The 20,517-nt window shown below is 69.0% G+C and carries 18 protein-coding genes; 13 read left to right on the plus strand and 5 right to left on the minus strand.

What is annotated here, in order from left to right:
- The first annotated feature begins 89 nt into the window (after positions 1-89).
- From ABIA71_RS08360 to tkt, 8 genes are all read left to right on the plus strand, one after another.
- Positions 90-1,124, plus strand: a complete 1,035-nt coding sequence (locus ABIA71_RS08360; RefSeq protein ID WP_038686533.1) for an AAA family ATPase — start codon at positions 90-92, stop codon at positions 1,122-1,124.
- Between the two features lie 5 nt (positions 1,125-1,129).
- Positions 1,130-2,056, plus strand: coding sequence for a DUF58 domain-containing protein (locus ABIA71_RS08365; protein WP_354284668.1), 927 nt, complete (start codon positions 1,130-1,132; stop codon positions 2,054-2,056).
- On the plus strand, positions 2,053-2,514 hold the full coding sequence (locus ABIA71_RS08370; RefSeq protein ID WP_354284670.1) for a DUF4381 family protein: 462 nt from the start codon (positions 2,053-2,055) through the stop codon (positions 2,512-2,514). Before ABIA71_RS08365 ends, ABIA71_RS08370 begins: the two co-directional genes overlap by 4 nt.
- A gap of 5 nt (positions 2,515-2,519) precedes the next feature.
- Positions 2,520-3,542 carry a vWA domain-containing protein gene (locus tag ABIA71_RS08375; RefSeq protein ID WP_502961222.1) on the plus strand — a complete coding sequence of 341 codons (1,023 nt, stop codon included), beginning with the start codon at positions 2,520-2,522 and terminating at the stop codon, positions 3,540-3,542.
- Entirely contained in the window at positions 3,539-5,272 is a 1,734-nt protein-coding gene (locus tag ABIA71_RS08380) for a VWA domain-containing protein (protein WP_354284712.1), read from the plus strand. Before ABIA71_RS08375 ends, ABIA71_RS08380 begins: the two co-directional genes overlap by 4 nt.
- Positions 5,269-6,963, plus strand: a complete 1,695-nt coding sequence (locus tag ABIA71_RS08385) for a BatD family protein (protein ID WP_502961218.1) — start codon at positions 5,269-5,271, stop codon at positions 6,961-6,963. The genes ABIA71_RS08380 and ABIA71_RS08385 overlap by 4 nt, the downstream gene beginning before the upstream one ends.
- 66 nt (positions 6,964-7,029) lie before the next feature.
- Complete coding sequence (locus ABIA71_RS08390; protein WP_354284672.1) at positions 7,030-8,352, plus strand: dicarboxylate/amino acid:cation symporter; 1,323 nt, start codon at positions 7,030-7,032, stop codon at positions 8,350-8,352.
- A 666-nt stretch (positions 8,353-9,018) separates the two neighbouring features.
- Positions 9,019-11,019 carry a transketolase gene (tkt, locus tag ABIA71_RS08395; protein WP_354284674.1) on the plus strand — a complete coding sequence of 667 codons (2,001 nt, stop codon included), beginning with the start codon at positions 9,019-9,021 and terminating at the stop codon, positions 11,017-11,019.
- Between the two features lie 128 nt (positions 11,020-11,147).
- Here tkt and ABIA71_RS08400 read toward each other — a convergent pair whose 3' ends face one another.
- Both ABIA71_RS08400 and ABIA71_RS08405 read right to left on the minus strand, forming a co-directional pair.
- A complete protein-coding gene (locus ABIA71_RS08400; protein ID WP_354284676.1) occupies positions 11,148-13,106 on the minus strand; it encodes an acetyl-CoA hydrolase/transferase C-terminal domain-containing protein in 1,959 nt (652 codons plus the stop codon).
- 31 nt (positions 13,107-13,137) lie between these two features.
- Positions 13,138-13,695: a flavin reductase family protein gene (locus ABIA71_RS08405; RefSeq protein ID WP_354284678.1), complete on the minus strand. Its 558-nt coding sequence runs from the start codon at positions 13,693-13,695 to the stop codon at positions 13,138-13,140.
- A gap of 118 nt (positions 13,696-13,813) precedes the next feature.
- On the opposite strand from ABIA71_RS08405, the gene ABIA71_RS08410 reads away from it, so the two are divergent.
- The 3 genes from ABIA71_RS08410 to ABIA71_RS08420 are packed head-to-tail and all read left to right on the plus strand — an operon-like array spanning position 13,814 to position 15,961.
- Positions 13,814-14,179, plus strand: a complete 366-nt coding sequence (locus ABIA71_RS08410) for a BlaI/MecI/CopY family transcriptional regulator (RefSeq protein WP_354284680.1) — start codon at positions 13,814-13,816, stop codon at positions 14,177-14,179.
- On the plus strand, positions 14,172-15,398 hold the full coding sequence (locus ABIA71_RS08415; protein ID WP_354284682.1) for a M56 family metallopeptidase: 1,227 nt from the start codon (positions 14,172-14,174) through the stop codon (positions 15,396-15,398). Before ABIA71_RS08410 ends, ABIA71_RS08415 begins: the two co-directional genes overlap by 8 nt.
- A complete protein-coding gene (locus tag ABIA71_RS08420) occupies positions 15,395-15,961 on the plus strand; it encodes an energy transducer TonB (RefSeq protein WP_502961219.1) in 567 nt (188 codons plus the stop codon). The genes ABIA71_RS08415 and ABIA71_RS08420 overlap by 4 nt, the downstream gene beginning before the upstream one ends.
- A 137-nt stretch (positions 15,962-16,098) precedes the next feature.
- On the opposite strand, the gene ABIA71_RS08425 is transcribed toward ABIA71_RS08420, so the two are convergent.
- Together ABIA71_RS08425 and ABIA71_RS08430 are read right to left on the minus strand one after the other, a co-directional pair.
- Entirely contained in the window at positions 16,099-16,905 is an 807-nt protein-coding gene (locus ABIA71_RS08425) for an MBL fold metallo-hydrolase (protein ID WP_354284684.1), read from the minus strand.
- A 10-nt stretch (positions 16,906-16,915) separates the two neighbouring features.
- Positions 16,916-17,740, minus strand: coding sequence for a S1/P1 nuclease (locus ABIA71_RS08430; RefSeq protein ID WP_502961220.1), 825 nt, complete (start codon positions 17,738-17,740; stop codon positions 16,916-16,918).
- A 95-nt stretch (positions 17,741-17,835) separates the two neighbouring features.
- Between ABIA71_RS08430 and ABIA71_RS08435 the strand changes: the two genes are divergently transcribed.
- A complete protein-coding gene (locus ABIA71_RS08435; protein WP_354284688.1) occupies positions 17,836-18,537 on the plus strand; it encodes an aspartate/glutamate racemase family protein in 702 nt (233 codons plus the stop codon).
- Positions 18,538-18,679: 142 nt separating this feature from the next.
- On the opposite strand, the gene ABIA71_RS08440 is transcribed toward ABIA71_RS08435, so the two are convergent.
- Positions 18,680-19,309: an OmpW/AlkL family protein gene (locus ABIA71_RS08440; protein WP_354284690.1), complete on the minus strand. Its 630-nt coding sequence runs from the start codon at positions 19,307-19,309 to the stop codon at positions 18,680-18,682.
- 199 nt (positions 19,310-19,508) lie between these two features.
- On the opposite strand from ABIA71_RS08440, the gene gap reads away from it, so the two are divergent.
- Entirely contained in the window at positions 19,509-20,513 is a 1,005-nt protein-coding gene (gap, locus tag ABIA71_RS08445) for a type I glyceraldehyde-3-phosphate dehydrogenase (protein WP_038686561.1), read from the plus strand.
- Positions 20,514-20,517 lie beyond the last annotated feature (4 nt).

Raw genomic sequence — 20,517 nt, forward strand, 5'->3', positions numbered from 1 at the left:
CGCGTTCAGGCAATCTTGATGCCGATCCCCGGCGTGCCTGCCATCATGTGGATGGAACCTTCGCACGCCGCGCGGGTCACACGGACGCCATGAACCTGCCTCCCCCCATGCCAGACGCCTCGATCGATACCCCTGCTGCCGCCGAACTGGCCCACGACCGCCTCCACGACGGTTTCCGTGCCCTGCGCGATGCCCTGGCCGGCGAGATCGTCGGTCAGGCGGCGCTGGTCGATCGGCTGCTGACCGCCTTGCTGGCCGATGGCCACCTGCTCGTCGAGGGCGCTCCCGGGCTGGCCAAGACCACCGCCATCCGCGCGCTGGCCGCGCGCCTGGAGGCGGACTTCTCGCGCGTGCAGTTCACCCCGGACCTGTTGCCGGCCGATCTGACCGGCACCGAAATCTGGCGTCCGCAGGAGGGCCGCTTCGAATTCGTACCGGGGCCGATCTTCCACCCGATCCTGCTGGCGGACGAGATCAACCGGGCGCCGGCCAAGGTGCAATCGGCGCTGCTGGAGGCGATGGGTGAGCGCCAGGTCACCGTGGGCCGCCACACCTATGCGTTGCCGGCGCTGTTCCTGGTGATGGCCACGCAGAACCCGATCGAGCAGGAGGGCACCTTCCCGCTGCCCGAAGCGCAGCTGGACCGCTTCCTGATGCATGTGCGCATCGGCTACCCCGACTCCGATGCCGAGGCGGAGATCCTTCGCCTGGCGCGCGAGCGGGCCCGCGATGCCCTGGGCACGCCGCCGCCGGCCCCGGCGCGGATGCCGCTGCAGGATGTGTTCGATGCGCGCAAGGCGGTGCTGTCGCTGCACATGGCGCCGGCGCTGGAACGCTATCTGATCGAGATCGTGCTGGCCTCGCGCGACGCCGCCCGTTACGACCCGGCGCTGGCCCGCCGCATCGCCTGGGGGGCCAGCCCGCGTGGCTCCATCGCGCTGGAGCGCTGCGCGCGTGCACGGGCCTGGCTTGCCGGGCGCGACTTCGTGACGCCCGATGACGTGCGCAGCGTGGCCCCGGACGTGCTGCGCCACCGCGTACTGCCCAGCTACGAAGCCACCGCCGAAGGCTGGGACGGCGACCGCCTGGTAGCCGAACTGCTGGCCCGCGTACCGGCACCCTGATCCGGATGGCATCCAACCTGGACAGCGCGGCAGGCACGACCATCGGCGACGGCCTGCGCCCCAGCCTGGCAGAACTGGTCGCACTGCGCCGCAATGCGCACCGGCTGGCACCGGCCCGGCGTGGCCGGCTTGGCCATGCCGGCAGTGCGCCCGCACCGATGCGTGGGCGCGGCATGGAGTACGCCGAGTCGCGCGAGTACGTGGCGGGCGACGATGCCCGCCACATTGACTGGCGGGTTACCGCCCGCACCGGGCGCGCCCATACCAAGCTGTTCCAGGCCGAACGCGAGCGCCTGACCCTGCTGGTGGCCGACACCGACCCGGTGCTCTATTTCGGCACCCGGGTGCGCTTCAAGTCGGTGCAGGCCGCGCGCGTTGGCGCGATTGCCGCCTGGCTGGCGCAGCGCCAGGGCGACCGCCTGGGGGCACTGCGCGGCAGTGCGGTTGAAGCGCCGGTGCCGCCGGCCGGTGGCACCCGCGGCGTGCTGCGTGTGCTGGATGCCTTGACCCGTTGGTACGCACAGCCGCCCGCCGACGATGCCGGCCTGGACCGTGCACTGGAACATGCCGCCCGCCTGCTGCGGCCGGGCGCGCGCGTGGTGGTACTGGCCGACCCCGGCCAGGCCGCCGCCATCAGCATTGCCCGCTGGACCGCCCTGGCGATGCACCATGAAGTGGTGGTGATGCTGTTGGTCGACCCGTTGGAACTGGCCCCGCCCTCGGCGCCGTTGGCGTTCCTGTCGCAGGGCCGCCGCGTGACGCTCGACCTGGACCGGTCCGCGGTCCGGGAGCACTGGCGCGCACGCTTCGTGGCGCCGCTGGAGGCGCTGCAGAAGCAGCTGTCGTCGCGCCGCATCCAGGTGCATGTGGTGGCCACCGATGACGCCAGCGACTGCTGGTTGACCCCGATGCCCTCGGCGGTGGTGGCATGAGCGCGGCCAGCAGCCTGCCGCTGCGCGATGTGCACCTGCCACCGGCCCCGCCGTGGTGGCCGCCCGCACCGGGCTGGTGGCTGGTGCTGGTGGCGCTGCTGGCTGTCGTAGCGCTGCTGTGGGGGTGGCGGATACGTCGCCGTCGCCGCGAACAGCGCTGGATGCGATTGTTCGACGACGGCGTGGCGCTGGCCGCCACCCCGGTGGATGAAGTGGCCGCGATCGCCGCGCTGCTGCGCCGTGCCGCGCGTACCCATCAACCCGGTGCCGAGCTGCTGCAGGGCCAGGCCTGGCTAGAATTCCTCGATGAGCCCGGCAGCCGCGCCTTCTCCGAGGGCGATGGCCAGCTCCTGCTGGACGGCGGCTACCGCCCCCGCGTGGACGCCGAGGCCGCCACGCGGCTGCGGGTGCTGGCGCGTCGGCGTTTCCTGGGCCTGATGGTGGGGCGTCGCCGATGATCGCGATGCAGATACCCGAACACTGGGCTGCCTGGTTGCCCGGCTGGCTGGCGTGGTTGGACACGCTGGCCTGGCCGTGGATGCTGGCCGCGCTGCCGTTGCCGTTGCTGATGCACTGGTGGCCGCAGCGCGGCGCCACCGCTGCGGCCCTGCGCGTGCCGTATGCGGCGGCGCAGTTGCAGGCCTTGGGTGTGGCGGCGGGGGGGCGTTCGCTGGGGCTGGGGCGGCTGCTGTTGTGGCTGGCCTGGGCCTGCCTGTGCGTGGCCGCCGCGCGACCGCAACAGCTGGGTGAGGCGGTGACGCCACCGCAGCAGGGCCGGCAGATGATGCTGGCCGTCGATGTGTCCGGCAGCATGAGCGAGGCCGACATGCTGCTCGGCCACCAGGTGGTGGACCGTTTGACGGCCGCCAAAGCGGTCCTGGCCGATTTCCTCGACCGGCGTGCCGGCGACCGGGTGGGTCTGCTGATCTTCGGCGAACGCGCCTACACGTTGACCCCGTTGACCGGCGACCTGGCCAGCGTGCGCCTGCAACTGGGCGACAGCGTCGTCGGCCTGGCCGGGCGCGAGACCGCCATCGGCGATGCGATCGCCCTGGCGGTGAAACGCCTGCGCGAACAGCCGCAGGGGCAGCGGGTGCTGATTCTGCTGACCGACGGGGTGAGCAACGCCGGCGTGCTCGAACCGCTGCGCGCAGCAGAACTGGCCAAGGCCGAAGGTGTGCGCGTGTACACGGTGGCCTTCGGTGGCGACGGCGGCTTCAGCCTGTTCGGGGTGCAGATCGCGCCAGGCGAGGACCCCGTCGACGAAGCCACCCTGCAGAAAATAGCGTCGCTCACTGGCGGCCGCGCATTCCGTGCGCGCAACACCGACGAGCTGGCGGGCATCTATGCCGAACTGCAGCGGTTGGAGCCGGTGGCGTCGGCCGGGCCGGCGGTGCGGCCCCGCATCGAGCGGTATGCATGGCCTTTGGCGCTGTCGCTGCTGCTGGCCGGGCTGGCGTGGCTGTTGCCCAGGCGGTGGGCATGAACATCGACTGGAATGCCCTGCACCTCGTGCGCCCGAACGCGCTGTGGCTGCTGCTGGCGCTGCCGCTGATCGCCGCCCTCTGGTATTGGCGCCGCCGCCGCGGCAGCGCCTGGCACAGCGCCGTGGACGCGCACCTGCTGCGCCACCTGCTGGTGGCCGGCGGGCAGCGTGCCTGGGGTGGGCTGGTGGCGCTGCTGCTGGGGTGGACGGTCGCCGTGGTTGCGTTGGCCGGCCCCAGCTGGCGGCAGGTGGCACAGCCCTTGTGGCAAACGCCGGCACCGCTGGTGGTGGCGCTGGACCTGTCGTCGCGGATAACGGCCACCGACCTGCCGCCGTCGCGGCTGCTGCAGGCGCGGGCCAAGCTGGCCGCGCTGCTGCGCGAGCGCAAGGGCGGGGAGGTTGCCCTGCTGGTGTACGCCGACGATGCGTATACGGTGGCGCCCCTGACCGCCGATACCGCCAATGTGGCGCTGTATCTGGACGCGCTGGGGCCGGACGTGATGCCGCGCGATGGCCAACGCGCCGAGCGCGCGCTGGACGCGGCCGTACTGCTGTTGCAGCAGTCCGGCGCACGCGGCGGCGACATCCTGCTGCTCACCGATCGTGCCGATGCCGCTGCCAGCAGTGCGGCCACCGCGGCGCGGCGCCAGGGCGTGACGGTCTCCGTGCTTGGCGTGGGAACACCTACCGGCGCCGCCTACCGCAGTGGCGATGGGCAGATTGCCCAGGCCCATCTGGACGAGGCCTCGCTGCGCGCGGTGGCCAGTGCAGGTGGCGGCCAGTACGCGCGGATGGCCAGCGATGATGGCGATCTGCGCGCGTTGGGCGTGCTGACCCCGAAGACAAGCACGGACGATCGCCGCGACGGCACTGGGCTGGCCTGGCGCGATGAAGGGTTCTGGTTGCTGCCCCCGCTGATGCTGCTGGCGTTGTGGGCGTTCCGCCGACGCGGCCTGGCCGTGCTGCTGGTGGCGTGCCTGGCCGCGCCGCTGGCGTTGCCCACTTCTGCGCAGGGGGCCGAAGGCACCTGGTGGAAGCGTGGCGACCAGGTGGACCAGCAGGCACTGGGGGCGGGTGTGGAGGCCTACCGCCGGGGCGACTTCAAGGCCGCCCAAGCGCAGTTCGAGGGCATCGACAGCGACGCAGGCTGGTACAACCTGGGCAACGCGTTGGCCCGCCAAGGCCAGTACGACGCTGCGATCGACGCCTACGACAAGGCGCTGCGCAAAACCCCGGGCATGCCCGATGCGGTCGCCAACCGCGCGGCGGTGGACGCCGCACGCAAGCGCAAGCCGCCGTCGGCACCCCCGAAGGACGGCCAGGGCAAGCAGCCGCCCACCTCCCCGCCGTCGCAGGGCCAGGGCCAGGGCCAACCGGGCAAGGATGCCGGCCAGCCGCCGAAACAGCCCGGGCAGCAGAACCCCGGCCAGCCGCCGGGCACGCCGGCTCAGGGCAAGGACGCGCAGGACGCCGGCAACCCCGAGCCCAATCCCGCCGCGCAGGCCCAGGCCGATGCCGCCCAGCGCCAGCAGATGCAGCAGGCGCTGCAGCGGCAAGGCAAGGAGGACAAGGACACCCCGGCGCAGCGGCAGGCCGCGGAAACCCCGCAGCAGCGCGAGCAGCGCCAGGCCGTGGAAGCGTGGATGCGGCGGGTGCCGGATGATCCGGGCAGCCTGTTGCGCGCCAAGTTCCAACTCGAAAACGAACGCAGGAAACGGGAAGGACGATGAGCACCGATTCGACCACGCGACGCTGGATGCGCGGCTGCTGCTGGCTGCTTCTGGCGGCGAGCAGCTGGGCGCACGCGCAGACCCGTGCCTGGCTCGACCGCGAGCAGATCAGCGACGGCGACACGGTCACCCTCAACATCGAGAGTGATGCGGGTGGGACACCGGACTACACGCCCCTGCGTGCCGATTTCGAGCTCAGCGGTCAGACCAGCAGCCGCCAGATGCAATGGGGCACGGGCGGTACCAGCGCGCGCAATCTCTACGCGGTGGCGCTGTCGCCACGTCGCACTGGCACCCTGCAGATCCCTGCGTTGCAGGTGGGGGCCAACCGCACCGCACCGCTGCTGCTGCAGGTGGGCGCCAGCACTGCCGCGCCGGCGGCCGTTCCCGGTAACGCGGCGGTCTTCATGGAAACCGAGGTCGACGACCTGACGCCTTACGTCCAGCAGAGCGTGGGCGTGGTGGTGCGGCTGTACTACGCCTCGCAGCTGGTGTCGGGCGAACTGCTGCTGGACACCCCGGCCGGTGCGTCGATGCAGCGGGTGGGCGAAGACCGCAGCCTGGTCCGCGAGGTCAATGGCCGCCGCTACAACCTGGTGGAGCGGCGTTTCCTGCTGATTCCCGAACGCAGCGGCCCGCTGCAGCTGCCGGCCGCGCAGTTCAACGGACGGGCCGCCGGTGGCTTCTTCGATGACATGTTCGGGGGCGACGGACGGCTGCGTGCCACGGCGCCGGCGCGCACGCTGCAGGTGCAGCCGCAACCGGCCAACGCAGCGCAGCCGTGGCTGCCGCTGCACGACCTGCGCCTGCGGTACACCGCCGCGCCCACCCAGGCGCGTGCCGGGGAAGCGGCCACGGTAGTGGTGGAAGCTGTCGCCCAGGGCGCCACACGCGCGCAGTTCCCGGAACTGCCGGCGCTGGACGTCGGCCCCGACGCCCAGGTGTTCGCCGAGCCGGCCCAGTTCGACGAGACCTTCAACGGCAACACGCCCCAGCTCAAACTGACCCGGCGCTACTCGATCGTGCCGCGCACGCCGGGCACCCTGCGCGTGCCCGGGCCAAGCATGCCGTGGTGGGACGTGAAAGCCGGCGAGGCGCGGACAGCCAGCCTGCCGGCGCTGACCCTGCAGGTCGCCGCAGCGGGGGCGGGCAGTGCTGCCGCTGCGGTGCCGGTGGACACCCAATCGGCGCTTCCGGGCGAAGCGCCCCCGGCCTCCAACGCGCTGCCACTGGCAGCGCCGTCGGCGTCGGTGCGCCCCTGGGGCTGGATCGCGGCCGCCGCCGGCTTCGCGGTGCTCTGGCTGTTGACCCTGTGGTGGGGCTGGCGCCGGGTGCAGCGCGGGCAGGTCACCGTGGCCCCGCAGCCGGGCCCGCCCGGTTCGCCGCCGGTCGCGGTCTCGCGCGCGGAACTGCGACGCGCCCTGGAAAGCCAGGGGCTGGACGAAATCATCGCGCTGCTGGCCGGCATGGGCGGGGTAGTGGGCCTGGAGGCCCTGCTGGCGCGGCTGGCCGACCCGGTCCAGCGCGAGGCGTTGCTGGCGATGCAGCGGGTGCGCTGGTCCGGCCAGGGCGGCGACGTGGCCGCCGCACGCCAGGCGCTGCGCCGGGCCTTCCATGACGGACCGCACTGGCAGGCCGCCGCGGTGGCGGAAAACAATGGGCTGGCGCCTCTATATCCTTCGGGATCCTGATGTGCTGCCGGGCCTGCGCGCCCGGCTTTGCTAAGCTCGTTCAATTCTTTACAGGAAAGCTGCTACATGACTGAGGCCGCAACGACCCGCAAGAAACTGCCCTTGCACTGGAAAATGGGCATTGGCTTCGCGCTGGGCCTGGTGCTGGGCCTGATCGTGCATGCCGCCGGACCGGGCGTGCCCGGCCTGACCGAGTTCGCCAAGGGCGTGATGGCCTGGGTGACCACGCCGCTGTCGGGCCTGTTCCTCAACCTGATCTTCATGCTGATCGTGCCGCTGATCTTCTCGGCGCTGATCATGGGCGTGTCGGAGATGGGCGACATCCGCGCGCTCGGCCGCATCGGCTGGAAGACCCTGGCCTACACGGTGCTGCTGTCGGGCATCGCGGTGGGCATCGGGCTGGTGTTGGTCAACGTGCTCAAGCCCGGCGCCGGGGTGGACCCGCACGTTGCCGCGCAGATGCTCTCGGAGAACGCCGAGCGCAGCAAGGAAATCGTCGCCGGCATCCATGAAACCCCCAAGGGCATGGACATGCTGCTGTCGATCGTGCCCAGCAACGTGCTGCAGGCCGCATCGGACAATGGCGCGATCCTGTCGCTGATGTTCTTCGCGCTGATGTTCGGCATCGGCATGGTGCTCAGCGACGAGGAAAAGGTCGCCCCGTTGCGCCGGGCCGTGGAAGGCGTGTTCGAAGTGTCGATGACGCTGATCAACCTGGTCATCCGGCTGGCCCCGTACGCGGTGGCCTGCTTCATGTTCAACCTGGCCGCGCTGTTCGGCTTCGACCTGATCATCCGCCTGGGCGCCTACGTAGGCGTGGTGGTGCTGGCGCTGGGCCTGCACATGGTGGTGACCTACGGCACGGCCGTGTGGCTGTCCGGGCGTTCGCCGCTGTCGTTCTTCCGCGATACCCAGGAAGCGACGGTGATGGCCTTCTCCACCGCCTCCAGCAACGCCACCCTGCCGACCGCGCTGCGCGTGGCCGACCAGATGGGCCTGCCGCAGAAGGTGTCGCGCTTCGTGCTGACCGTGGGCGCCACCGCCAACCAGAACGGCACCGCGCTGTTCGAGGGCGTGACGGTGATCTTCCTGGCCCAGTTCTTCGGCGTGGACCTGAGCATCGGCCAGCAGATCATGGTGATGGCGGTCTGCATCCTGGGCGGCATCGGCACGGCCGGCGTGCCGTCCGGCTCGTTGCCGGTGGTGGCGATGATCTGTGCCATGGTCGGGGTCAACCCGCTGGGCATCGGCCTGATCCTGGGCGTGAACCACTTCCTGGACATGTGCCGCACCGCGCTGAACGTCACCGGCGACCTGGCCCTGACCACCCTGGTGGCCAAGGGCGAAACCGAGGACAGCCCGGTGCCGGTGCAGGTCACGCGCGACTGACCGCCCGGCGTGGCGCGGCCTGCCGCGCATTCGCCCGCAGAACGCCTCGGTTCCGTCAGGAATCGGGGCGTTTTTCTTTCCACGGACGACGGGACGGTGGCGAACAAGCGCGGCTTCGATCAGGTAGCACGCGCGAGTCCGGGGCCCTCTGCGGCCGGCAGGCACTTGGCGCAAATGTCCCCCGGCAGCGTGCGCTGCCTCCTCCTTTATTTTGCCCAAGTGCCTGCCGGCCGCAGAGGGGCTGGCTTGCGGCAGGCAAAGATCGGCGTGCCTCCGCCGGCACGTCGGCCCGGCGGATGTGGGCGGGTTGCGCGTCGCCGCCTTCATTGGGGAGCTGCCCAACAGGTGGGGCCTCTGGCACGACCATCGACATGCGCTCTTGCGCACCGCAAGCCATGCCCCTTGGCGGCCGGGAGACCCTTGGCAACGTAAAGGAGGAGGACGCCGCAGGCGGCCGGGGGACATTTGCACAAGGGTCACCCGGCCGCCAAGGGGCCCCGTACGCGCGCGCCACGCCCAAACGAGGTCAAGGCCCCACGTGAACAGCCCTGCACCCGCACACGGCGATTGTCATTCAGAAAGCCGACACCCGGCCTGACCCCGCCGGAGGTCTGTGGGACAATTGGCTGCCCGCAGCTCCGCGGGAGCCTCCCGACTCTCAGAACCATGACGCAGCCTACCCGCCGCCAGTTGGCCAATGCCATCCGCTTCCTTGCCGCTGATGCGGTCGAAACCGCCAAGTCCGGGCATCCCGGCATGCCGATGGGCATGGCCGATATCGCCGAGGTCCTCTGGAACGACTATCTCCGTCACAACCCCAACAACCCGAAGTGGTTCAACCGCGACCGCTTCGTGCTGTCCAATGGCCACGGCTCGATGCTGCAGTACGCGCTGCTGCACCTGAGCGGCTACGACCTGCCGATCGAACAGCTCAAGCAGTTCCGCCAGTTGGGCAGCAAGACCGCCGGCCATCCCGAGCACCATGAAACCCCCGGCGTGGAAACCACCACCGGGCCGCTCGGCCAGGGTCTGGCCAACGCCGTGGGCTTTGCGCTGGCAGAGAAGCTGCTGGCCCAGCGCTACAACCGCCCCGAGTACGAGATCGTCGACCACCGCACCTGGGTGTTCCTGGGCGATGGCTGCCTGATGGAAGGCATTTCCCACGAAGCCGCCTCGCTGGCCGGCACCTGGGGCCTGGGCAAGCTGGTCTGCTTCTGGGATGACAACCACATCTCCATCGACGGCAACACCGACGGCTGGTTCACCGACAACACCCCCGAGCGTTTCGAAGCCTATGGCTGGAACGTGGTGCGCGGCGTCGATGGCCACGACCCGGACAGCATCAAGGCGGCCATCGACGGCGCCCTGGCGCAGTTCGACAAGCCCACCCTGATCTGCTGCCGCACCACCATCGGCTTCGGTTCGCCGGGCAAGGCCGGCAAGGAGTCCAGCCACGGCGCGCCGCTGGGCAAGGACGAGCTGGAAGCCACCCGCAAGCAGCTGGGCTGGAATTACGGTCCGTTCGAGATCCCCGAAGAGATCTACGCCGGCTGGCGTGCCGGCGGTACCGGCACCCTGCGCCAGGCCGAGTGGGAACAGCAGTTCGACAAGTACGCCGCGCATTTCCCGGCCGAAGCCGAGGAACTGACCCGTCGCTCGCACGGCGAACTGCCGGCCGACTTCGTCGCCAAGGCCGATGCCTACATCGCCCAGGTACAGGCCGACGGCCAGACCATCGCCTCGCGCAAGGCCTCGCAGCTGGCCATCGAAGCGTTCGCGCCGCTGCTGCCGGAACTGGTGGGCGGGTCGGCCGATCTGGCCCATTCCAACCTGACCCTGTGGAAGGCCAGCAAGTCGGTCGCCACCGACGACCCGAACGCCAACTACGTGTATTACGGCGTGCGCGAGTTCGGCATGACCGCCATCGCCAATGGCCTGGCGCTGCACGGTGGCTTCATTCCGTTCGACGCCACCTTCCTGGTGTTCAGCGATTACGCCCGCAACGGCGTGCGCATGAGCGCGCTGATTCCGGCGCACGCCATCCACGTGTACACCCACGACTCGATTGGCCTGGGCGAAGACGGCCCGACCCACCAGCCGGTGGAACACCTGGCCTCGCTGCGCTACATCCCCAACAACGATGTGTGGCGCCCGTGCGATGCGGTCGAGTCGGCGGTCAGCTGGAAGTCGGCGATCACCCGCACCGACGGCCCGAGCTGCCTGGTGTTCAGCCGCCAGAACCTGCCGCACCAGCCGCGCAGCACCGAGCAGGTCGCCCAGATCGCGCGCGGTGGCTACGTGCTGGCCGACGCCGAAGGCGGCGTGCCGGACGTCATCCTGATCGGTACCGGTTCGGAAGTGGGTCTGGCCGTGGCCGCCAAGGCCGAGCTGGATGCCGCCGGGATCAAGACCCGCGTGGTGTCGATGCCGTCCACCGACGTGTTCGAGCGCCAGGACGCGGCCTACCGCGAGTCCGTGCTGCCCAACGCCGTGCGCAAGCGCGTGGCGGTGGAAGCGGGCGTCACCGGTTTCTGGCGCCAGTACGTGGGCCTGGACGGTGCGGTGATCGGTATCGACACCTTCGGTGCCTCGGCCCCGGCCGAAGCGCTGTACAAGCACTTCGGCATCACCACCGAACACGTGGTGGCGGCCGCCAAGGCACTCTGACGTACCGCGTTCGATGATGTCGATGTAATCCAGAAGGCCGGGCATTGCCCGGCCTTCTGCATTTGACCGGTAGTGCCGGCCTCTGGCCGGCAACCCTCAAAGGCGCGGGTTACAACCGCGCACGACGCTCAGGCCGCGGCGGTCCGCGCCAATGCCAACCGCACCAGCCTGGCTTCCAGCCGTTCGCCAAACGTCGCGGGCGCATCCAGCGCCATCCGCTGCAGGTACACCGCGTCGCCATCGCCGGCCGGCTGGCGCAGCGCGGCCCACACCGTGCGCAGCTTGCTGCCGCGCGTCTGCGTGTTCTGCTTCAGCCAGCCCAACGCCTTCACCAGGTGCTGTTCGACCTCGGTGAAGTCGCTGCCCAGTGGATAGTCCGGCAGCAGCCCCGACTGGCGGAACGGTGCCAGTGCGGCACTCACCGCGCCGGGGGTATTGCGCTGTTGCCAGTGCGATGGGGCCACGAATGCCGCGTCCAGCTTTTTGGTGGACTTGGCGGTCTGCAGCAGCGTGTCCTGGAAGGCTGCATCGGTGATCGCGGTCATGCCGGTCACGCAGTCCTCGTCGGTCAGGTTGCGCAGGTCGGCAATGCCGTACTCGTTGATGTAGATGTCGCGCAGGTGCCGCGGGATGGTGGTGTGCCCGTAGTTCCAGCGCACATTGGACTGCACCTGCCCCTTGTCCTCACGCACCGCGCGGAACATCAGCGCGCTGCGGGCCTCGGGCAACGCATGGGCCATCGCCACGAAGTTGTACTGGCCGCCCACGCCCGACACCACGCGCCCGTCTTCCAGCGCATCGGACGCGGCCGCACCCAGCGCGGTGGCGATCATGCAGGAGTTGAAGAAGCGGGCATGGCGGCGCTGCACGCGCTCCAAGGCCTCATTGCCCCCGTACAGCTGGTTGATCTCACTGATCCGGCGCATGCCGATCGCGCCGCGCTCGTCATCGGGCAGGTCGCGCAGCCACTGGTAGAACTCCGGCGAGCCCAGGTAGAACGCACCGTGCAGGTACTCACCTTCGGCCTCCAGCGTGGCGTGGTCGATGGTCAGGGTGCTGCCGTTCTCGATGCGCTGCATCAGCCCCAGATCGTCATGCACCTTGCGCCGGATCACGCCGGTCTGCACCAGCCGTCGGAAGCCCTCGTTGAGCATCTCGCTGCAGCCATACAGACCGATGTCGAACGGGGCCAGCCCGCCGCATTCGAGCACGGTGGGGTGGCTGGCCAGGCTCGGATCCAGCGCGTGCAGGATCTGCCGGTAGCGGGCGTTGTCGGTGTGCCGCAGCACCAGCGCGTGGCTGATGGCGTCGGCCAGCGTGCCGATGCCGATCTGCAGCGTGCCACCATCGCGGACCAGCGCGCTGGCATACAGGCCGATGGCGTAATCGGCGTCGCTGACCGGTTGCCGCGGCAGCCCGAACAGATCGGGGTAGGGCGGCGGCGGGGTGATCACCAGGTCGAAGAAGCTCACATCCACCGTGGCCGAGCCGCCGAGGTAGGGCAGCTGCGGGTCGATCTCGGCGATCATCAGCGGACGCGGCAGGCCGCGTGCGGCCATCGCATCGAGGGTGTCCTGGGTAATGTCGTTGTTGCACGACAGCGACAGCCGGCGGTCGTCCGGGCGCATCGCCACCTTCTGCACGATGGCGTGCGGCGCGCGCTGCGCCACCGCGTCGGCAGCGTGGGTGTAGTTGAGGCTGGTATAGCTGCGCTGCGCCTGCGAGGAGCCGAGCAGGGCACCGGACTGCATGTAGAACTCTTCCACCTGCACGTGCGCCGGCAGGCGGTCGCGGATCATCGCATCGGCATAGGCCAGGCGCGGGAAGTCGTCACCGAAATGGCGCTGCGCGAACGGCGCCATGAAGCGGGCTTCCAACCCGCCGGCGGCCGGCTTTGGCGGGTTCAACGACAGCGCGGTGTAGATCTGCAACGGCCGCGTCGGGTCGTTCTCGACCCGGGCATACAGCGCGTTGAGCAGTCGATGCGGTTTGCCCAGGGCCAGCGGCGCGCCGATGCGCAGCGGGCCGTCCACCCGCTGCAGCAACCAGTCGGTGGCCGCGTCGAGGTCGGTAAGGTGATCGGTCATCCAGCGCCATCCTGCAGAGTCATGCGGGCCATTACAGCATTTCCGGTTTGAACAGACGGCGACGCGAGACGTCTGCGCCGGACACCATGAACTGGCCATCGCCCCGGTAGTGCACGGTACGCGGCCGTTTCGGCACCCGCGCGACATGCGCCTTGACCACTTCCCAGATGAAAAGACCGTGCCGCTTCACCTGGCTGGCATCGTGCAGCAGGCATTCGACGCTGGCCGGGCACTGGGCCAGCAGCGGCGCGTCCACGTCGTGGGCGGGGGTGGTGTCCAGCCCGAAGCGTTCGAACTTGTCCACCTCGGCACCGCTGCAGTTGCCGATGCCCACCACGGTGTCGAGCAGGTCCACGGTGGGCAGGTTGATCACGCACTGGCGGCTGCGCCGGATCAGTTCAAAACTGTGGTTGCCGCTGGAAATCATCGTGCCCAGCAGCGATGGGGTGAACGCCAGAACCATGTGCCAGCCCAGCGTCATCACGTTGCGCTGGCCCTTCCACGCCGAACTGACCAGCACCACCGGACCGGGTTCCAGGAAGCGGCGTACCTCGTCCACCGGGTAGTCCAGCTTTCGGTAGCGTTTCATCGCAGGCTCCGCAGGCAATGACCCGATCCTCGCAGCGGCCGCATGAACCCATCGTCGAAGGGGTTGACACCCGATTCGATTACGGGCGTAATCGGTTCGTCGATTACGGATGTAAATGATGACCCAGATCAGCGAAGCCGAAGCGGTGGTGATGGACGTACTGTGGCGCAGCCACCCGCTGGGCGCCGATGAGGTGGTGGCCGCCCTGGCCGAGCGCGACTGGGCCGAGCCCACCATCAAGACCCTGCTCAACCGGCTGCTGACCAAGGGCGCGATCAGCGCCAGCCGTGACGGCCGCCGCTATCTGTACTCGCCGGTGCTGCAGCGCCAGGCCTGGGTGGCCGAGCAGAGCAGCGGCATGCTGGACAAGCTGTTCGACGGGCGCGTGGCACCCCTGGTGGCGCATTTCAGCCAGCGCGGGCAACTGAGCGCGCAGGACATTGCCGAACTGAAGCAGCTGATCCAGGCACTCGACCATGACTGATCTGATGACTCTCATGCTGCAGGCCAGCGTATGGCTGGCGGTGGCGGTGGTGGTGCTGGCGGGTGCGCGGCCGCTGTTGCTGCGCCTGGGCGGGGCGGCGCTGGCCTATCGCAGTTGGTGGCTGCTGCCGCTGGTGCTGGCGGCGTTGTGCCTGCCATTGCCGTCCGCGCCGATGGCCGATGCGCCGTCCATGCGCGTCATCGCAAGCGCCTTGCGCGGCCCGGTGGTGCCGACCGAAGCGGCGGTGTGGCCGGTGCTGCTGCTGGCGGTGTGGCTGGCCGGCGCACTGGTCATGGCGCTCGCCAGCTGGCGTGCACAGCGCCGGTTCGAACGCGCGATGGGCCCGCTGCAGCCCCGTGAGGATGGCACGTGGCAGGCCAGTGCCGACCCGGGGCTGCCCGCACTGGTGGGGCTGTGGCAGCCGCGCATCGTGGTGGGCCCGGCTTTCGAGGTGGATTTCAGCCCGGCCGAACAGGATCTGATTCTGCAGCACGAACGCAGCCATCGCCGCCATGGCGATCCGTGGGCCAATGCCGCGCTGGCCGTGCTGCGCTGCGTGTTCTGGTTCCATCCCTTGCTGCCGTGGGCGGCGCGTCGGTTCCTGCGTGATCAGGAGCTGGCCTGCGACGCACGCACGGTCGACCCGCATCCGGCCCTGCGCCGGCTCTACGCCAACGCCCTGCTCAAGGCGCAGTTGGTCCACCCGGTTGCACCGATGGCCTGCCACTGGCGCAGCCAACCGATGTTGAAGGAGCGTATTGCCATGTTGAAGGAACACAAGCGGAAAGCATTGCCGTGGATGACCGGGCAGGTGCTGGTGATGGGGCTGTGCGTGGGGATGGGAACAGTGGCGTGGGCCAGCCAGGGCGGCGCAGGCGCAGGGCCGTCGCCCCATGCCGGACCCGCCGCGCTGGCCAACGCCGCCGCAGGTGACGTGGATGCCGAAGCCCTCACCACGACGCCGCCGACCTATCCCAAAGCGGCCTTTGACCAAGGGCTCTCCGGCAAGGTCGTGCTGCGTGTGGAGGTGGATGCCAGCGGCAAGGTGGGCAATGTCCGCGTCCTCAGTTCGACCCCGGCCGGCGTGTTCGACGCGGCCTCGGTGGCAGCGGCGAAAGGGTGGACCTTCCAGCCGGCGCGTCGGAATGGAACCGCCGTTGCCTCGGCGCTGAAGATCCCGATGACGTTTGAATTGAATGCGTCGGGCCCGGCGCAGTGAAGCAGGGTCTGCTGGCCGTGACGCTGGCGATGCTGGTGGCCGGGTGTGCCGGTCACCAGCAGCTGACCACGGTGGACACGCGCGCCGAGAACGTGAACCTGCAGCGCCTGCGGAGTGAGGGGGATGGCGGCGCGGGTGCGGTGCAGCCCTATCAGCTGCAACCCAGCCAGGGGTACCGGATGCCGCAGTTGTACAACGCGCCCGATCCGGCCCTGGGCGACCGCGACCCGCGCCGTGAGCTGGCCCCTACGACGATCTGCCTGCAGGTGGTGGTCGACGCCGACGGCAGGGTGGAGCGCAGCCTGGCGCTGCTTGACCGGGCCGAATGCCGGGCCGGCGGCTTGCCCGAAAACGCGCCGTTGGTGGAAGCAGCACAGGCAGCGGTGGCGATGTGGCGTTACTCGCCTGCGGCGGTGTGCGACTACCCCGCGGGGTCCATGCAGAAGGATGGCAGTGACTGCGACGGGGCAGAGCGCGTCGAACCGGTGCCGGTGAGCCTGCTGTATGCCTTCACCTTCGAGATCGTGAAAGGCAAACAGACCGTGCAACGCCAGGGCCGGTAACGCCACGCGATACCCCAAGGGGGGGTAGAGCCACCCCATGGGTGGCTAGCCGGCAAAGGGGTAGAGCCACCCCATGGGTGGCCAGGCGCCGAACGTGGCCGGATGTGAGCAGCGGGGCAGAGCCCCGCTCTCCACGGTTACCGCGCCGGGCCGCCCTGGATGTTGGCCTTCACCGAGGGGTGCATCAGCTTCGGTTCGGGCAGCGTCGCATCGCGTTCCTGCCGGGTGGCGACGAAGGCGGCCTCGCTGACCCCATCGCGCAGGTGGATGTTGCGCGCGCGCTGTTCGCCGATGGTGGTCTGGTTGGCCACCTCGCGCCCACCCGGGCCGTAATCGTGGCAGATGAACACGCGCGTCGCGTCCGGCAACGCCAGCAGGCGCTGGATCGAGCGATACAGCTGCGCCGCATCGCCGCCGGGAAAATCGCAGCGGGCAGTGCCGCCGTCGGGCATGAACAGCGAGTCGCCGGTGAACAGCGCATCGCCGATGCGGTAGGCCACGCTGTCACTGGTGTGGCCGGGCACCGCGATCACCTCGGCCTGGATCGCGCCCAGCGTAAACAGCTCGCCATCGGCGAACAGGTGGTCGAACTGCGACCCGTCGGTGGGCACCTGCAGCGCGTACCGTGGCGCAAACGTCTTCTGCACCTGCACGATCCCATCGCCCATCGCCAGCGTTGCCTGTGGCCACTGCTGTTTGAGCCAGCGGCCGGCACTGACGTGGTCGGCGTGGGCGTGGGTTTCCAGCAGCCAGCGCACCTGCAGCGCGTTGTTCTGCACATGTGCCAGTAGCGGCTGCAGCGGCCCGGCACCGAGCGCGTCGGTGTCCGGGTCGTAGTCCAGCACCGGGTCGATCACCGCGGCCTGCAGCGTCGCCGGATCATGCACCACGTAGCTGAAGGTATGGCTGTCGGGGTGGAAGAAACTGGCGACGTGCAGTGACATGGGGATTTCCTCAGCGTTTGCCCAGCGTGGCGTTGAGCAGCACGGCCAGGCGTTCGCCGGCCAGGCGCAGCTCCTGCTCCGCCACCGGGCGGTAGGTCGCGGCATACTCCGGGGCCAGCGTACGCTTGCCCGGGTAAACGCCAGGTGCAATGGCGATGCGGCAGCTGGCCTCGGCCCATTGCACCGCGTCGCTGTTGATGCGGGAGCGCTTGCCCAGCTTGGGCGCGGGCAGCGCCAGCAGGCGCGCGAGGTACTGGTCGTCATCGAGCTTGAGCTCGTTGAGCATGCCGCTGTCCCACAGCGAGTGCAGGTTGGTGCCGCGGGTGTTGAACTGCACCTGGAAGTCGTTGCCGCCCTTGTCGTGACCGTAACCGGCATGCATGGGCTGGTGGATGTCCCCGGTGAAATGCACCACGAACTTCAGCGCCTGGGCGCGCTCGGCATCGCTTTTGCTGCGGTCGCCCAGGATGGCGGTCTGCGCCTTCAAGGCCTCGACAATGCAGTTGCCGCCCTTGCAGTGCTTCTGTGCGTCGTAGTGGCAGTTGTCTTCGCCGATGTTGACGTAATGCCAGCGCGCCGAGCGCTTGCCCAGGCCCGGGTCCTTGGCGCGCAGCTGGTCGGCCCAGGGAGCGATGGCGTGCAGGGTGGGGTCGGGCTCGCTGGCGAGCAGGCGGTCCACTTCGGCCTGGGCAGCCGGGGTGAGGCGCGTTTCGGCAACACGGGCGACCAGGCGGTGGCCTTGTGCGCCCCAGGCCAGGGCATCGGTGGAAACAAGGGTGAGGGCCAGGGCGAGGGCCGTGGCCGGAATCAGGGAGGCGATCTTCATCGGCCCCATTCTAGCGGGCTGCCTGCGGGGCGGCTTGGCCGGATCTGGCTGGCGGCACGGGTCGGCGATAGGCTGGCGCCTGGACGACTACGGGAGCAGCGGCAGTGCAGAAGGTCTTGGGCCTGATCGGCGGGATGAGCTGGGAAAGTTCGGCGCACTACTACCGGATGATCAACGAGCAGGTGCGCGATGCATTGGGCGGGATGCATTCGGCACGGCTGTTGATGTGGTCGTTCGACTTCGCCGACATCGAGGCGATGCAGCGCGCTGGCGACTGGGCCGCGGCCACCCGCGCCATGGTCGAGGTGGCGCAGACCTTGGAGGGCGCCGGCGCCACCGCACTGGTGATCTGCACCAACACGATGCACCTGATGGCCGATGAGGTGCAGGCGGCGGTGGATGTACCGTTGCTGCACATTGCCGATCCAGTGGGCGAAGCGATCCGCGCGCAGGGGAGGGTGCGGGTGGGATTGCTCGGCACGGCGTTCACCATGGAGCAGGATTTCTACCGCGTGCGGCTGGCGCAGCGGTACGGGCTGGAGGTGCTGGTGCCCGACGCCGACGACCGTGCGCAGGTGCACCGGATCATCTACGAAGAACTGGTGCAGGGGCGGGTGCTGGATGCATCGCGTGAGGTGTACCGCGCGGTGATGCAGCGGCTGGTGGACCGCGGTGCGGAGGCGATCATCCTGGGCTGCACCGAGATCATGCTGCTGGTGGGCGATGAGGATGCCACCGTACCGCTGTTCGACACGGCGGCGCTGCACGCGCAGGCCGCGGCCCGGCACCTTCTTTCACCGCGGTAGAGCCACCCCATGGGTGGCTGCTGGTGCCGAGGTAGAGGCACCCCATGGGTGGCTGCCGTTCAAACCAAAAAATCCCCGGCCGAAGCCGGGGATAAACGCTTGCTGCGTGGGGTGTTGCTCTGTCTCAGTCCTGATCCGCCGATCAGAACTTGAATACGTAGGACACGCCGTAGGCCAGCGGGTCGATGTTGACGGTGCCGATCTTTTCGCCGTCGAGCTTTACCTTGCTGTCGATGTCCATCCAGCGCACATCGACGCGCAGCGAGCCCTTGTCGTTGATCGCGAAATCCAGGCCGGCGTGCGCGGCCAGGCCCCAGGAATCTTCCAGCGTCAGCCGGCTGCCGGCCAGCGCGCCGCTGGTCTTCTCGCTGAAGAAGGTGGTGTAGTTGATGCCGGCGCCCACGAACGGGGACACCTTGCCCTTGCTGTTGAAGTGGTACTGCAGCGACACCACCGGCGGCAGGTGCTTGGTGCTGCCCACGTTGCCCAGCCCGGCAATGTTGATGTCGTGCTTGAACGGCAGCGCGGCCAGCAGCTCGATGCCGAGGTTGTCGGCAATGAAGTACTCACCGGTGATGGTCGGCTTGACGTCGTTGTCGACGTCCACCTTCAGCGTGCCGCCGGCCAGCGAACCGTTGTTGGACTTCGGGGCAACCTGGTGCACGCCGGCACCGATCGTCCAGTCGCCCTTGGACTGGGCCATGGCCGGGGCGGCAGCCAGCGCAAGTGCGGCGGCCAGGGCGGACAGCAGGAGGGGGGAGGTGTTGCGCATGAGGGTGTCTCGTTGCGGGTGGAATGGGGCCAGTTTTCCCGTCCCGGGCCCGCAGCGCCTTGATTCGGATCAATCCAGGAAATTCCACATGTAACCGGTTCCCATTCGCCTCCCGGGGGCCGGGTCCGGTCTGGCCCTGCTAGAATGAGCGCCCCTTTCCATCGGCGCCGCACCGTCGCGGCTGCAGGAGCTTGTGAACATGGCAATCAAGGTTGGCATCAACGGTTTCGGTCGTATCGGGCGCAACGTGCTGCGTTCGGCCGTGCTGAATTTCGGCAATGACATCGAAATCGTCGCCATCAACGATCTGCTGGAGCCGGACTACCTGGCGTACATGCTGAAGTACGACTCCGTGCACGGCCGCTTCAAGGCCGACGTGGAAGTGTCCGGCAGCGACCTGCTGGTCAACGGCAAGAAGATCCGCCTGACCCAGGAGCGCGACCCGGCCAACCTGAAGTGGGACGAAGTCGGCGTGGACGTGGTGATCGAGTCCACCGGCCTGTTCCTGACCAAGGACACCGCGCAGAAGCACATCGATGCCGGCGCCAAGAAGGTGATCCTGTCGGCGCCGTCCAAGGACGACACCCCGATGTTCGTGTTCGGCGTGAACGACAGCACCTATGCCGGCCAGGCCATCATCTCCAACGCCTCGTGCACCACCAACTGCCTGGCCCCGCTGGCCAAGGTCATCAACGACAAGTGGGGCATCAAGCGCGGCCTGATGACCACCGTGCATGCGGCCACCGCCACCCAGAAGACCGTCGATGGCCCGTCCAACAAGGACTGGCGCGGCGGCCGCGGCATCCTGGAGAACATCATTCCGTCCTCCACCGGTGCAGCCAAGGCCGTGGGCGTGGTGATTCCGGAACTGAACAAAAAGCTCACCGGCATGAGCTTCCGCGTGCCGACCTCGGACGTGTCGGTGGTCGACCTGACCGTGGAGCTGGAAAAGGAAGCCACCTACGCCGAGATCTGCGCCGAAGTGAAGGCACAGAGCGAAGGCGCGCTGAAGGGCATCCTGGGCTACACCGAAGACAAGGTGGTGGCCACCGATTTCCGCGGTGAGACCCACACCTCGGTGTTCGATGCCGATGCCGGTATCGCGCTGGACAGCACCTTCGTCAAGCTGGTGTCGTGGTACGACAACGAATGGGGCTACTCCAACAAGTGCCTGGAAATGGCCAAAGTCGTCGCCGCCAAGTAAGCCT

The organism is Stenotrophomonas sp. 2619 (genome assembly GCF_040548725.1).
Lineage (GTDB): Bacteria > Pseudomonadota > Gammaproteobacteria > Xanthomonadales > Xanthomonadaceae > Stenotrophomonas > Stenotrophomonas maltophilia_AP.